This is a genomic window from Nonomuraea solani, from assembly GCF_900108335.1.
Taxonomy (GTDB): Bacteria; Actinomycetota; Actinomycetes; order Streptosporangiales; family Streptosporangiaceae; genus Nonomuraea; species Nonomuraea solani.
The window spans coordinates 1,040,968-1,055,304 of the sequence record NZ_FNVT01000002.1 but is presented as its reverse complement, the minus strand read 5'-3'; the positions used below and the strand labels follow the sequence as shown (position 1 = coordinate 1,055,304).

Here is a 14,337-nt window from a genome sequence, read left to right as displayed (position 1 = left end):
GCTAATCCATCCGATGTCTGAGGGCGTGATCCAGGCTGACGGCACCCAGGATGAGCAGCCCCTCGACCATCGGACGATATGTGGAGTTCCAGCCGAGCAGGTTGAAGCCGTTGCCGATGAGCGTCAGGATCAGCACGCCGACCATGCCGCGCCAGATCGCGCCCCGGCCGCCCAGGATGCTCGTGCCGCCGATCACGGTCGCCGCGATGGCCGTCAGCTCCAGCAGCGTACCCATGTCGGGCTGGGCCGAGCCGCCGCGCGCGGCGAGCACCAGGCCGGCCAGGCCCGCGCAGATCCCGCTGATGGCGAACACGCCCACCCGGACCGAGCGCACCCCGATCCCAGACAGCCAGGCGGCCGAGGGATTGCCGCCGACGGCGTACACGCGCCTGCCGAACGTGGTGCGCGCCAGCAGCACCGACGTGACCACGGCCACCGCGACCAGGAGCAGCGAGGACGCGGTGACGCCGCCCAGGACCGTGGGCCAGCTCAGCGACTGGAACTCCTCCAGCCGGGCCGGGCCCGGATAGACGATGGCGCCGCCGGCGATGACCAGCGCCAGGCCGCGGTGCACGATGCCGAGCGCGAGCGTGGCGATGAACGAGTGCACGCGCGACAGCACCACGACCACGCCGTTGAGGGTGCCGAGCAGGCCGCCCGTGATGACGGCGGCCGCGTACCCGGCGGGGACCCCGGCACGCTCGGTGACGATGACGGCCACGATCGCGCTCACGGCGAGCACCGCGCTCGCCGACAGGTCGAAGACGCCGCAGATCACGCACAGGGTCATGCCGCAGGCGAGCAGCCCGGCCACGACGGCCTGGTCGAGCAGGTTGACCAGGTTTCCCGAGGTCAGGAACGTGTCCGTGGACAGGGAGAGCACCGCCACGAGCGCGGCCACGGCCAGGAGGATGCCGTGGTCGCGCAGGGAGCTCGCCGAACGGGCAGAGCCGATGACGCGTAAGAAGCGCACGCCGTCACTCGTCGTATTCGCCGGTCACCTGGGCCAGCGCGTCCTTGGTCCCCATGCTCGTGCCGGGCTCGACGTCGGTCATCACGTTCGTGTCGGGCACCTGCTCGCCGAGCGCCTTGTTCAGGCCCAGCTCGGCCGCCTTCGCGCCGAGGGTCTTGACCGGCAGGTAGTAGGCGGCGTACCAGCGTCCCTCCTGGACCGCCTTGACGGTCTGGCGGGAGGCGCCGTTGGCGACGTACATGATGTCCTTGCCCTTGGCCACCGCCTCGGCCCCCAGGATGGCCTGCGACGCGCCGATGATCACGTCGATGCCGGGGTCCTTCTGCAGCACGTCCTGCATGGCCTTGCGCCCGCTCTCCTGCGTGTACCCGCCTTCGAGCCGGGCCTTGACCTCCACGCCCGGCGCCGCCTCCAGGACGCCGACGGCCGCCTGGGTGCGGGCGTTGTCGAGCGGCAGCGCCTTCAGGCCCTCCAGGTAGCCGACCTCGCACGGGTTCAGCTTCTTGCTCTCACACGCCTGGACGGCCAGCCTGCCGAGCCCCTCGCCGTTCAGCGCGGGCGGGTCGATGAGCGTGATCGTGCCGTCGACCTGGGGCTGGGCGGTGTCGTAGCGGGTGCCGACGGGGGTGAAGTGCACGACGACGGAGATTCCGGCCTGTACGGCGGAGCGGATCGCCGGCACCACGGCCGCCCCGTCGTTGGCCTGCACCACGAACACGTCGAACCGCCTGGCCGTCACCGCGTCCTGGAGCTGCCTGACCTGCGCCTGGGCGTCGAAGTTCGGGTCGAGGAACTCGGCCGTGGCGCCATTGGCCCTGGCATACTCCTCGACCCCGGCGAACGTCGCCGCCGCGAACGAGTTGGCCTTGGCGAAGCCGAAGAACCCGATCCGCTTGGGCCCGCTGGAGGCGGTGGTGGCCGACGGGGTGGCGGACCCCGCGGTGGAGCTGGGATTGACGCAGGCGGTGGCGAGCAGGGCCACCGCGGCTAACGCAGTCCATCGTGCGAGCATCTCGATCTCCATTCGCATCGTCGGCGACTCACCCGGGACTTCGTGGTGGTGATCATAGAGAAACCCGGGAGGTTCCGGGACTTCTCAGGCCGACGAGGCGAAGGATTCAGGCGGGCTCGTTGCCCGGCTTCCACTTGATGCCGCAGCCGAGCGACGGCACCTGCTCCTCGGGCACCGGCGTGTCGTCCAGCAGGGCGTCGATGGCCGCGCGCAGGGACGAACCGGTGACCGGTACGGCGTTGCCCGGCCGCGAGCCGTCGAACTCGCCGCGGTAGACGAGCCGGAACTGCCCGTCGTACAGGAAGAAGTCCGGTGTGCACGCCGCCTGATAGGCCTTGGCCACCTCCTGGGTGTCATCCAGCAGGTACGGGAACGCGAACCGGGCCCTGGCGGCCTGCTCCGCCAGGTGTGTCGGGTCGTCGTCGGGGTAGTTCACGGCGTCGTTGCTGCAGATGGCGACGATCGACAACCGGGCGCCGTAGTGCTTGGCCAGGGCGCCGAGGCCGGATTCGATGTGCCGCACGTACGGGCAGTGGTTGGACAGGAACATCACGAGACTGGCGGGAGATCCCTTGAGGTCCTCCAGCGAGACGCTGCCGCCGTCGATGGCGGTCAGATCGAAGGCCGGTGCGGGAGTGCCGAGCGGAACCATGAACGAGTTGGCAGCCATGGCATCCATTGTCGTCTGAGAGAGGATGGAAACGATGGGCGGTATCGCCGAGTTCCGAAGTGTCGTGCTGGACTGCGCCGATCCCAAGGGCCTGGCCGACTCGCCCCCGGCCACCAGCCGCCCCGCTGGCCCGACCCTGGCCGCCCGCAGCAGATCCATCTCGATCTGGACGTGGCGGACCTGGACGAGGCCGAGGCGCGGGCGATCGAGATCGGGGCGACCAAGCACGAGCACCAGCCGAGCGAGGACGACGAGTTCCGGGTGTTCCTCGACCCGGCCGGGCACCCGTTCTGCCTCTGCCGCACCTGACGGGACCGCTCAGGGGCCGGCCCGGCCTTGCGACCGGCCCTCTCAGGGACCGGTCCCGCTGAAGGACCGGTCCCTGACGGTCAGGCGATGGATCGGGTCAGCAGGTCCACCGCCTTGCGCAGGTTGCCCGCCGCCAGCTCGTGGTCGGCCGACGCCTGCAGGTCGGGCCGCCTGCCGGCGCGCTGTGCCACGTCCCTGGCCACCGAGACGACGGCGTCGTCCACGGCGTACGAGTCGCTGGCCGACTGTTCGAGCAGCGACGCCGCCGTGGCCAGGCGGCCCAGCACGGTCCGCGCGTCGCCGACGGAGCCGTCGGCGTTCCAGTAGCGGGCGCCCAGGGCCAGCAGCAGCTCCGCGGCGGCGTCCTTGGAGCGCCGGTCGCCGCCGGCGAGCTCCTGCTGGGCGGCGTCGAGCCGGTCCCGCGCCCGGTCGGTACGCAGCCCCCACCCATACGGGAACAACGGGTCATACGAGGCATCGCCCACGTTGATCGGCACCTGCGCCACCGAACGGAACCACGTGAACGGCAACCGCCCGGTATACGGCCGCGCCCCGAACAGCGGATCGGCCACCCCGTCGCCCTCGGTGCCGGGCAGCCAGGACGCCACCACGGCCTCGACGCCCGACAGGTCGCCGAGTCGCATCGGCCGGCCGGACACCACGAGCACGACGCACTTCATCGCCCCGCACACCTTGGCGACCGCGGCCTGGTCGGCGGCGGACAGGTCCAGCGTGCGCCCGGCGCGCCCCACATCGCCCTGCCCCTCGGCGTACGGCGTCTCGCCCACCACCACGACGCCCACGTCATGCCCGGCCAGGCCGGCGGAGGCGTCGCGTGAGTAGGTCACGGAGGCCGCGCGCGAGCGGATGCCCCGCAGGATCGTGGTGCCCTCGGTGATCGGGCCCGGCGAGCCCTGCCAGGTGATCGTCCAGCCGCCGCTCTGGTTGCCCAGGTCGTCGGCGTTCGAACCGGCCACGTACACCTTGGCGTCGCGGCGCAGCGGCAGCAGCCCGCCGTCGTTCTTCAGCAGCACCTGCGATTTGGCCGCCGCCGTACGGGCGACCGCCCGGTGCGCCGCCGAGCCGACGTCGCCGATCCGGGACCGGTCGGCGTACGGGCGCTCGAACAGCCCCAGCCGGAACTTCTGCGTCAGAATCCTGGCCACCGCGTCGTCCACCCGCGCCACCGGCACCCGCCCGGCCTCGACCTCGGCCTTCAGCGTGCTCGTGAACTGCGGATACGCGTACGGCACCATGATCATGTCGAGCCCGGCGTTGATCGACGTGCGCACGTCGCCCGGGTAGTCGCCGGGGATCTGGTCGATGGCCTGCCAGTCGCTGATCACGAAGCCCTTGAAGCCGAGCCGGCCCTTGAGCGTGCCGTTGATCAGCTCGGCGTGGGCGTGCATCTTCAGCGGCCCGGCGCCGGAGTCCACGCTGGAGAACGACGGCATCACGGTGGCGACGCCCCGTTTGACCGCTTCGGCGAAGGGCGCCAGGTGGACGGCCTCCAGCTCCTGCCGGCTCACCTTGGTGACGCCCTGGTCGATCGTGTAGTCGCCGGTCGTCGAGGACCCGTACGCCGTCCCGCCGTCGCCCACGTAGTGCTTGGCCGTGGCCAGCACCCCGTGGTCCTGCAGGCCGTCGATGACCGTGGCCATCCGGGTCACCAGTGCGGGGTCCTCGCCGAACGACTCGTACTCCCGGCCCCAGCGGTCGTCACGCGCCACACACAGGCAGGGCGAGAAGTTCCACGGGATGCCGGTGGCCTTGACCTCCTTGGCGGTGATCTCGCCGGCCCGCTCGACCAGGCCGGGGTCGCGGGTGGCGCCCATGCCGATGTTGTGCGGGAAGATCGTCGCGCCCACGACGTTGTTGTGGCCGTGCACCGCGTCCACGCCGTAGATCAGCGGCACCTGCAGGCGCGTCTGCCGGGTCTGGAGCTGGAAGACGTCGATCATGTCGGCCCACGCCGCCGGGGTGTTCCGCGGGGGCGTCGAGCCGCCGCCGGACAGCAGGGAGCCGAGACGGTAGGCGGCGATGTCGCTCTGCTTGGCCAGCGCGCCGCGTTCGGCCTGCGTCATCTGGCCGATCTTCTCGTCCAGGGTCATCCGGCCCAGCAGGTCGGCGACGCGCTCCTTGACCGGTTTGTGGGCGTTCAGGTACGGAAGGCCGTGCGCGTTGATCACGATGACCGGGGACTCGGCGGGCGGCCTGGTGCCGGTGCCGGACAGCTCGACCGGGATGGTCTCCGCCACCTCGTCCTGGCCGTCGCGCAGCGTCCTGACCGTGAACGTCTTCGCCGATCCGGAAGCCGTGCCCGCCGGGAACCTCAGCGTGCCCTGGGCCGCCGTGTAGTCGCCGCCCGGGGTGGCGGTGCCGGTGCCGGTCTTGTAGTCCACCGCCAGGTCGGCGGGGAGCGGCGCGCCGTCGGCCGTGGTGACCGTGACGGCGATCTCCGCCTCGCCCCGCTCGTTCACCGGGTAGACGGGTTTGTCCGTGGACAGCCGGACCGGGCGCGGCGGCGCCGTGCCGTAGATCTGGAACTCGTCCCAGGTGAGCGTGCCCGACGTGGCGGGCAGGCGCATCGCGTAGCCCCAGATGGCGACCAGGTCCAGCTCGCCGTCGGTCGGCGCGCCGCCCGGCTGGTAGTCGGTGCGGCGGGTGAAGCTCGAGAACGGCACCACCACCTTCCGCCAGCCGGCCGTGTCATCGGTGAACGACGACTCGAACAGCTCGGAGGAGGCCGGGCCGCCGCCGTCCTTCAGCTCGAAGAAGATCCGCTGGCCCGAGCCGGTGCCGTTCACCCAGAAGGAGAAGCCTTCGTACGGGGACCAGTCCTGCGTGGCGGGCAGATCGTGGGACCAGCCGCCCCACTGGCTCACGTTGTAGACGGACTTGAGCACCCGGTTCGTGGCGGGCGCGTCCGGCCGGTCGGCGCCGGGCTCGACGGTGAGGGCCGGGGTCGAGGCCGCGTCGTTGCCCCAGGCGTACACGCCGGTGGGCACGCCGTCCGACTCGAAGTCGGTGATCGTGAGCGGCTCGGCGGCCGCCAGGGCGGGCGGGGCGGCGAGGAGTGAGGCCAGCAGGGTGAGGGCCACCCATAACGGGCGGCTGGATCGGAACACGGTACCTCCATCAGGGGAGAGAGCGCTCTCCCAGATGAGATCGGCACCGGGGCCGGTTTCATAACAGCGAAACGCACTGGGGCCGGTTTCATAACTGCGAAACAGCGCGCCACCGCTCGGGTGACGCGCTGTCATCGACGCCGAGGCCGTCCGGTGCGGCCAGGACACGGCCACTCCATCCGGCGGGCCGGCCCTGCTCGGTCTGGAGCGGTCGGGGCTACTCCTCCGGCAGGGCAGGGGGCTGCTGTGCGGTGTCGCCGGGCAGGAGCTCAGGCCCGGCGGCCAGGGCGCCACCGATGGCGCCGATGGTGTGGGTGAGCCGGACGCCCGACCCGTCGCGGCGCCCGATCTCCTCCGGCAGCGGCACCGGCTTGCCCACCGCCGACACCGCCTTGGCCGGCGCCGGGCCCGCCCAGGCCAGCAGCAGTTCGTCCTCGCCCTTCAGGAACCGCTGGGCCCGGACACCACCCGTGGCGCGCCCCTTGGCGGGGAACTCCGCGTAGTCGGACACCTTGCCGCCGCCCACCTGCGTGCCGGGCAGCGCCGTGGAGGACCCCGCCACCGTCACCACCTGCGCGGGCAGCTCGGGATCCACCACGCCGAACCAGATCACCCTGGCCGGGCCGTCGAGCCGGATGCCGGCCATGCCGCCCGCCGGACGGCCCTGCGGCCGCACCAGCGCGGCCTGGTAGCGCAGGAGCTGGGCGTCGGAGGAGATGAACACCAGGTCGTGCTCTTCGGAGACCAGCTCGACGGCGCCCACCACGGTGTCGCCGTCCTTCAGGGTGATCACTTCGAAGTCGTCGCGGTTGGCCGGGTAGTCGGGCACCACCCGCTTGACCACGCCCTGCGCCGTGCCCAGGGCCAGCCCGGGGCCGTCGGGATCGAGGGAGCCGAGGCCGACCACCTTCTCGTCGGGCTGCAGCGACACGTATTCGGACACCGGATGCCCGCCCGACAACGACGGCGGGTTGGCCACGGGCGGCAGCGTCGGCAGGTCGACCACCTGGACGCGGATCAGCCGGCCCAGCGACGTCACGACGCCGACCTCGCCGCGCACGGTGGTGCGTGCGACGCTGACCAGCACGTCATGGGCCGAGCGTTCGCCCTCGCCCGGGAGCGGCTCGGCGTCGGAGGTGCGGGCCAGCAGGCCGGTCGAGGACAGCAGCGCCAGGCACGGGTCGTCGGCCACCTGCAGGTCCGTCGCCGGGACCGGGGTGCGGGCGACGCCGGGCGCCTCCAGCAGGACGGTGCGGCGTGGGGTGCCGTATTTCTTGGCCACCTCGGCCAGCTCGCCCGAGACGACCTGGCGCAGCTTGGTCTCCGAGGAAAGGATCTCCGTGAGCTTGGCGATCTCGTCGCTCAGGACCTCCTTCTCGCGGTCGAGCTCCAGCTTGTCGTAGCGGGTCAGGCGGCGCAGCGGCGTGTCGAGGATGTAGGCGGCCTGGATGTCGGTCAGGTCGAACACGTCCATCAGCCGCGTGCGGGCCTGCGCCGAGTCGTCGGAGGCCCGGATGACCTGGATGACCTCGTCGATGTTCAGCAGCGCGATGATGAGGCCGTCGACCAGGTGCAGGCGCTCCTCGCGCTTGCGGCGCCGGTATTCGGACCTGCGGCGCACGACCTCGATCCGGTGGTCGACATAGACCTGCAGCAACTGTCGCAGCCCGAGCGTGCGGGGCTCGCCGTCGACCAGGGCGACGTTGTTGATGCCGAAGGTCTCCTCCATCGGCGTCAGCCGGTAGAGCTCCTCCAGGACGGCCTCGGGGATGAAGCCGTTCTTGATCTCGATGACCAGCCGCAGGCCCTTGTGCCGGTCGGTGAGGTCTTTGAGGTCGGCGATGCCCTGGAGCTTCTTGCTGGTCACCAGCTCCTTGATCTTGGTGACCACGCGCTCGGGGCCGACGTTGTAGGGCAGCTCGGTGACGATGATGCCCTTGCGGCGCGGCGTGATCTGCTCGACCACGCACTTGGCCCGCATGCGGAACGTGCCACGCCCGCTCTCGTAGGCGTCGCGCACGCCCTGCAGCCCGATGATCGAGCCGCCGGTCGGCAGGTCGGGGCCCGGCACGAACCGCATCAGCTCGTCGAGCGTCGCGTCGGGCTTCTTGATCAGGTGCCGGGCGGCGGCGACGACCTCGGTGAGGTTGTGGGGGGCCATGTTGGTGGCCATGCCGACCGCGATGCCGCTGGTGCCGTTGACGAGCAGGTTGGGGAACGCCGACGGCATGACCCCCGGCTCGGTCTCCTGGCCGTCGTAGTTGGGCTTGAAGTCGACGGTGTCCTCGTCGAGCGACTCGACCATGAGCATCGCCGCCGGGGCCAGCCTGGCCTCGGTGTAACGCATGGCGGCGGGCATGTCGTCGGGCGAGCCGAAGTTGCCGTGGCCGTCGACGAGGGGCAGGCGCATGGAGAACGGCTGCGCCAGGCGGACCAGGGCGTCGTAGATCGCGCTGTCGCCGTGGGGGTGGAGCTTACCCATGACGTCGCCGACGACGCGTGAGGACTTGACGTGCCCACGGTCGGGGCGCAGGCCCATCTCGCTCATCGAGTAGAGGATGCGACGCTGCACCGGCTTGAGGCCGTCACGAGCGTCGGGCAAGGCCCGCTGATAGATCACCGAGTAGGCGTACTCGAGGAAGCTCGTGCGCATTTCCGAGGACACGTCGATGTCGACGATCCGCTCCTCGAAGTCCTCAGGCGGGGGTGCTGTCGTGCGTCGGGCCATCTTGTGCTGCGCCGGCTGCCCCGGCCGTCGCGCCGAGGGGAAGCGCATCCTCCTTCTGCTCTTGTGCTGTAACCGTAGCCGTCAGCCCGCTGAAGAAGCGTCAGATCGGCGTGCGAGGCTTCGACGTAACCTGCCCACGTCGTGACGCGATGACGGCCGGAAGTGCGAACGGCCACGCGACCGGAATGGGTACCAACGTGTTTGCCCCTGGAGATGATGGCACGAGCCAGGTCCCTGTGGCGTATCCGAACGCATCGAAGCCGCCTCCTTGTCGCCGACCGGGCCCGTCTTCCACAGAAGGCAGATCCTACTCGATCCCCGCCACTTCTCGCTGACTTGTTCGATTGGCGTTTTCCATCTTGACCAAGCAATTGCTTGGGTCGTACGTTCGTGGCGTGGGCTCTCACCTGTCACCGGAGGCGTCATGATCGAGTTCCATCCCGTGACCAAGCACATCGGCGCCGAGGTCACCGGGGTCGATCTGCGCAAGCCGCTCTCCCAGGAAGAGGTCGCGACCCTGCGGGCGGGCTGGCTCAAGCACCTCGTGCTGTTCTTCCGCGACCAGCCCATCGACGACGAGCAGCACCTGCAGTTCGCCCTCAACTTCGGCACGCTCAACCACCCGGCCTTCAAGAAGGACTCCACCAGCCCCATCCACATCCTCGACCAGACCTCACCCAAGGGCGAGGGCGGCGACGAGTGGCACAGCGACAACACCTTCGAGCCGACGCCGCCCATGGGGTCGCTGCTGCGCTGCGTGCAACTGCCCAGTGTGGGCGGGGACACGTGCTGGGCCAACACGTACCTGGCGTATGAGACGCTCTCGCCGTCGATCCAGCGGCTGTGCGACGAGCTGACGGCCGAGCACGACATCACGATGTCGATGAAGAAGGCGATCTCGAAGGGGCACCCGTTCGACCTGGCCGAGATCCAGGCCGCGTGGCCGCCCATCGAGCGGCCGGTGGTGCGGGTGCACGCCGAGACCGGGCGCAAGGCCCTGTTCGTCAACCGCGCCTCGACGACGCGGCTGGTGGGGCTGAGCGATCGGGAGAACGAGGCGCTGCTGCCGTTCCTGATCGATCACATCAGGTCGCCGGAGTATCAGCTCCGCCTCAGGTGGCGCCCGGGCACGCTGGCCTTCTGGGACAACCGCCCGACCCAGCACTACGCGGTCGCCGACTACACCGAACGCCGCCGCATGCACCGCGTCACGATCAACGCCTTCCCGGAGCACACCGACAAACCCTGACCATCCCGTACGGCTTCGCCACCTTGGCCGCCACCCGCCGCACGTGGCCGGCGGCCTCCAGGAACACGGCTTCTGACCCGCACGTGGCCGGGCGCCGTCACGTGCGCACACTTGACCGTCTGGGTGGTCAAGCGGTTCCCGCCCGATGACACCGGACCACCCCCCAGTGGCTCGCCGCCGGTGTCATGTCTTTCCTGGGGGAACTGTTGTCACCACCCAGACGGCCCACGATGCGCGCGTGGCGGCGCCCGGCCCTGTGCGGGTCAGAGGGCGTGTTCCTGGAGGTCGGAAACCCTGTGCGGCGGGTGGCGGCCGGGGTGGCGAAGCCGTACGGGATGGAAGTTGGGAGAGCACGCGGCGCAAAGGAGCGGCCGAGCAAACGGGGGATGCATATATCGTCGGGGGCATGATTGACGCGCCGGACGCCGGGATGCTGCGGGAAGAGGCTGAGGAGCGGCTGCGGGCGCTGGCCGGGGAGCACGCCCGGCTGCGCGACGACCAGTGGTCCGCCATCGAGGCCCTCGTCCTCGACCGCCGCAGAGTCCTCGTCGTGCAGCGCACCGGCTGGGGCAAGTCGGCCGTCTACTTCGTGGCCACCGCGCTCCTGCGCGAGCTCGGCGAGGGCCCCACCGTCATCGTCTCGCCGCTGCTGGCCCTCATGCGCAACCAGATCGCCGCCGCCGAGCGCGCCGGCATCAGGGCCGTCACGATCAACTCCGCCAACCCCGAGGCGTGGGAGGAGATCTACGGCCAGGTCGCCGAGGGCATGGTCGACGTGCTGCTGGTCAGCCCCGAGCGGCTCAACAACCCCGACTTCCGCGACAACGTCCTGCCCGAGCTGGCCGAGAGCGCCGGGCTCGTGGTGGTCGACGAGGCCCACTGCATCTCCGACTGGGGCCACGACTTCAGGCCCGACTACCGCAGGCTGGCCACGCTGTTCGCGGAGCTGCCGCCCGGCATCCCCGTCCTGGCCACCACCGCGACCGCCAACGCCCGCGTCACCCGCGACGTGGCCGAGCAGATGCGCCTGCCCGAGGAGCTGCGCCCCGACGGCGAGGACACGCTCGTCCTGCGCGGCGCGCTGGAGCGCGACAGCCTGCACCTGAGCGTCGTCCGCCTGCCCAGCGCCGAGCAGCGGCTGGCCTGGCTCGCCCAGACGCTCCGCGACCTGCCCGGCTCCGGCATCGTCTACACCCTCACCGTGGCCGCCGCCCACGAGATTGCCGGCTACCTGCGCGAGCAGGGGCTGGAAGTGGCCGCCTACTCCGGCCAGACCGAGCCGTCAGAGCGGCTGGCGGCTGAGGAGGCGCTGCTCAACAACAAGATCAAGGCGCTGGTGGCCACGAGCGCGCTCGGCATGGGCTTCGACAAGCCGGACCTCGGGTTCGTGGTCCACATGGGCGCGCCTCAGTCGCCCGTCGCCTACTACCAGCAGGTCGGCCGGGCCGGGCGTGGGGTCGAGCGGGCCGAGGTCATCCTGCTGCCCGGCACCGAAGACCGCGACATCTGGGCCTATTTCGCCTCGCTGGCGTTCCCGCCCGAGCCCGTCGTACGCGCCACGCTGCAGACCCTCGAAGAGCGCGGCCTCATGTCCACCCCGGCGCTCGAAACCGCCGTCGACCTGAGCCGCAGCCGCCTGGAGATGATGCTCAAGGTCCTCGACGTCGACGGCGCCGTCCGCCGCGTCAAGGGCGGCTGGGAGGCCACGGGGCAGCCGTGGGAGTACGACACCGAGCGCTACGGCCGCATCGCCGCCGAGCGCAAAGCCGAGCAGGACGCCATGCTCGCCTACCTGACCACGACCGAGTGCCGCGAACAGTACCTGCGCAGGCACCTCGACGACGACGGCGCCACACCGTGCGGCCGCTGCGACAACTGCACCGGCCGGCACCGTTCGCCGGAGATCGGCGCGCAGGCCGTCGAGACCGCCCGTGAGCGGCTGAGCAGGCCCGGCGTCGAGATCGAGGCTCGCAAGCAGTGGCCGACCGGCATGCCCGACCTGTCCGGGCGGATCAAGCCCGACCTGGGCGCCGAGCCCGGCCGGGCGCTCGGGCGGCTGACCGACATCGGGTGGGGCAACCGGCTGCGTGAGCTGTTCAACGCCGAGGACGGGCCGATGGCCGACGACATGTTCGCGGCCGTGATCAAGGTCCTGTCGTCCTGGGAGTGGCGTGAGCGTCCCGTGGCCGTGGTCAACGTGCCGTCGGGGGCGCGGCCCAAGCTCGTACGCGGGTTCGCCGAGCGGCTGGCCCAGGTCGGGCGGCTGAACTACCTGGGTGAGCTGGGCTATCGGGCGGGCTCGCCCGGGCAGCAGTTCAACAGCGCCAAGCGGGTGCAGGCGATCAGGGGCACGCTCGCCATGCCCAAGGATCTTGGGGCGGCGATCGCGGCGTGCGGCGGGCCCGTTCTGCTCGTGGACGATCGCGTCGACACCGGGTGGACGATGACGCTCGGCGCCGCCCTCATCCGCCACGCGGGCGCCCCGGCCGTCCTGCCCCTGGCCCTGGCGACCGTCAGCTAGGCATTGCGACCGGCCAGTCGACACCGCGACCGGCCGACTGACACCGCGACCGGCTGAGTGGCACCGTGACCGGCCAGTCGACACCGCGACCGGCCGACTGACACCGCGACCGGCCGACTGACACCGTGACCGGCCGACTGACACCGTGACCGGCCGAGTGGCACCGTGACCGGCCAGTCGACACCGCGACCGGCCGGCGGTTTGTCCGCCGGTCAGCCGACGTGGGCGGCGATGGTCCGCGCGCACGCCAGAGACTCGGTGCGCGTCGTGTCCACCTCCAGGTCGTAGGTCACGCCCTTGTGGACGATCTCCGCCTGCAACGCGGCCATGCCCTGGACCCGATCCCCGCGTGCGACCTCACGGCCGGCGGCGACCTCGCTGTCGCACTTCACGCCGACCCACAGCACGTCCAGGTCGCCCAGAACCTGCTGCCAGCGCCGCTGGGACGCCGGTCCGCCGAGAAAGACGTCGTCGACGATGACCTTGGCGCCCGCACGGGCCATCGCCACGATGCCCCGCATCCATGCCGCGTCCAGCGCCGTGAAGTCCGCCCCGACGTTCACCGAGCCGTCCGCCCCGATCTGGAGCCCGTCGTCCGACGCCTGCAGCCTGGCGGGCAGCGCCTCGACGAACGAGTCGACCCCGAGCGCCAGCCACGGATCGGGAAGCACGGCCTGCAGGCAGCGGACGATGCCGGACTTTCCCGAGCTCGAACCGCCGTTGATAATGATCATCTGCGTCGTCACCACGCCACAGTAGGACACCGCCCGCACGGTCCGGAAACGCATTTCGGCAGGCGACGCCCTGGAACGGCGGACGGCTGGAACGGCGGACGGGCTAGAACGGTGGGCGCGCGCCCAGGTGCATGATCGCCTTGGCCGCCAGCCGGCAGCCGGCGGTGAGCGCCTCGGCCGGAGGCTTGCCCTCGAGCCAGGCGGGCAGGAAGCCGGCGGAGAACGCGTCGCCCGCCCCCGTGCCGTCCACGATCTTGTCGACCGGCTCGGCGGCCACGCGGACGGGGTCGGGGCGGCCGTTGCTGTACCACAGCGCGCCCTGGTCGTTCATCTTGATCACGACCTGCGGGAACCACGCGGTCAGCACCTTGGCGGCGGCCTCGGCGTCGTCGCGGCCGGTCAGCACCTTGGCCTGGTCGGCGTTGGCGAACAGCAGCTTGACCCCGTTGGTCCACTCGAGGAAGGGCTCGGCGCCCGTGCGCTCCAGCGGCGCGGACGAGGCGCAGTCGACCGAGATCGACATCCCGTTGCGGCGAGCCATGTCGAGCGCCGCCAGACCGGCGTCGCGCGACCCCTCGTTGATCAGCGTGTAGCCGGAGATGTGCAGATGTGTGCCCTGGGCGAACAGGTCGCGCGGCAGATCCTCCGGCGAGAGCGCCGCGTTGGCGCCGGGGTCGGAGAGCATGGTGCGCTCGCCCTTGTGCGTGACGAGCACGACACACGTGCCGGTCGGCCGCTCAGGATCCATGACGAGCCGGGCGTCGACGCCGTAGCCCATCAGCTCCATGTCGCGGTTGCGCCCCGTGATGTCGGCGCCCCTGCGGCCGATGTAGGCCACCTCGGCACCCTCGACGGCCAGCCACGAGGCGATGTTCGCCCCTGAGCCGCCGCCGTGCATGGTCACGATCGCCGGGGTGTCGCTCGCCCTGGCGAGCGCATAACGGGCGCGCGCGACCGCGTCGGTCATGAGATCGCCCACCACGACGACCCGCGTCATGATGTCACCACCTTGC

Annotated in this window: 10 protein-coding genes; 3 read left to right on the top strand and 7 right to left on the bottom strand. The window is 71.0% G+C overall.

All coding sequences use genetic code 11. The annotated features are described in order from the left end of the window. Position 1: 1 nt before the first annotated feature. The 3 genes from C4V41_RS10540 to C4V41_RS10530 all read right to left on the bottom strand — a co-directional run bounded on the left by C4V41_RS10540 (position 2) and on the right by C4V41_RS10530 (position 2,655). On the bottom strand, positions 2 to 973 hold the full coding sequence (locus C4V41_RS10540; RefSeq protein ID WP_103955554.1) for an ABC transporter permease: 972 nt from the start codon (positions 971 to 973) through the stop codon (positions 2 to 4). Between the two features lie 4 nt (positions 974 to 977). Further along, complete coding sequence (locus C4V41_RS10535; protein WP_103955738.1) at positions 978 to 1,985, bottom strand: sugar ABC transporter substrate-binding protein; 1,008 nt, start codon at positions 1,983 to 1,985, stop codon at positions 978 to 980. A 106-nt stretch (positions 1,986 to 2,091) separates the two neighbouring features. After that, positions 2,092 to 2,655 (bottom strand): thioredoxin family protein, encoded by a 564-nt coding sequence (locus C4V41_RS10530; protein ID WP_103955553.1) that lies wholly within the window; start codon positions 2,653 to 2,655, stop codon positions 2,092 to 2,094. On the opposite strand from C4V41_RS10530, the gene C4V41_RS10525 reads away from it, so the two are divergent. Continuing rightward, the gene (locus tag C4V41_RS10525; RefSeq protein WP_160150243.1) at positions 2,602 to 2,964 is read left to right on the top strand and encodes a VOC family protein; all 363 of its coding nucleotides are present in this window, start codon (positions 2,602 to 2,604) and stop codon (positions 2,962 to 2,964) included. The genes C4V41_RS10530 and C4V41_RS10525 overlap by 54 nt on opposite strands. An 80-nt stretch (positions 2,965 to 3,044) precedes the next feature. Here C4V41_RS10525 and C4V41_RS10520 read toward each other — a convergent pair whose 3' ends face one another. Both C4V41_RS10520 and C4V41_RS10515 read right to left on the bottom strand, forming a co-directional pair. Then, positions 3,045 to 6,092: a glycoside hydrolase family 3 N-terminal domain-containing protein gene (locus tag C4V41_RS10520; RefSeq protein WP_235030024.1), complete on the bottom strand. Its 3,048-nt coding sequence runs from the start codon at positions 6,090 to 6,092 to the stop codon at positions 3,045 to 3,047. 217 nt (positions 6,093 to 6,309) lie between these two features. Further along, positions 6,310 to 8,820: a DNA gyrase/topoisomerase IV subunit A gene (locus tag C4V41_RS10515; protein ID WP_103955736.1), complete on the bottom strand. Its 2,511-nt coding sequence runs from the start codon at positions 8,818 to 8,820 to the stop codon at positions 6,310 to 6,312. Between the two features lie 424 nt (positions 8,821 to 9,244). Here C4V41_RS10515 and C4V41_RS10510 point away from each other — a divergent pair, with 424 nt between their 5' ends. Then, positions 9,245 to 10,069: a TauD/TfdA dioxygenase family protein gene (locus tag C4V41_RS10510; protein ID WP_103955552.1), complete on the top strand. Its 825-nt coding sequence runs from the start codon at positions 9,245 to 9,247 to the stop codon at positions 10,067 to 10,069. A gap of 406 nt (positions 10,070 to 10,475) precedes the next feature. Beyond that, a complete protein-coding gene (locus C4V41_RS10505) occupies positions 10,476 to 12,590 on the top strand; it encodes a RecQ family ATP-dependent DNA helicase (protein ID WP_235030023.1) in 2,115 nt (704 codons plus the stop codon). Between the two features lie 212 nt (positions 12,591 to 12,802). On the opposite strand, the gene cpt is transcribed toward C4V41_RS10505, so the two are convergent. Both cpt and C4V41_RS10495 read right to left on the bottom strand, forming a co-directional pair. Continuing rightward, positions 12,803 to 13,378 carry a chloramphenicol phosphotransferase CPT gene (cpt, locus tag C4V41_RS10500; protein WP_235030022.1) on the bottom strand — a complete coding sequence of 192 codons (576 nt, stop codon included), beginning with the start codon at positions 13,376 to 13,378 and terminating at the stop codon, positions 12,803 to 12,805. Between the two features lie 49 nt (positions 13,379 to 13,427). Beyond that, positions 13,428 to 14,321 (bottom strand): carbohydrate kinase family protein, encoded by an 894-nt coding sequence (locus C4V41_RS10495; RefSeq protein ID WP_103955550.1) that lies wholly within the window; start codon positions 14,319 to 14,321, stop codon positions 13,428 to 13,430. Between the last annotated feature and the right edge of the window lie 16 nt (positions 14,322 to 14,337).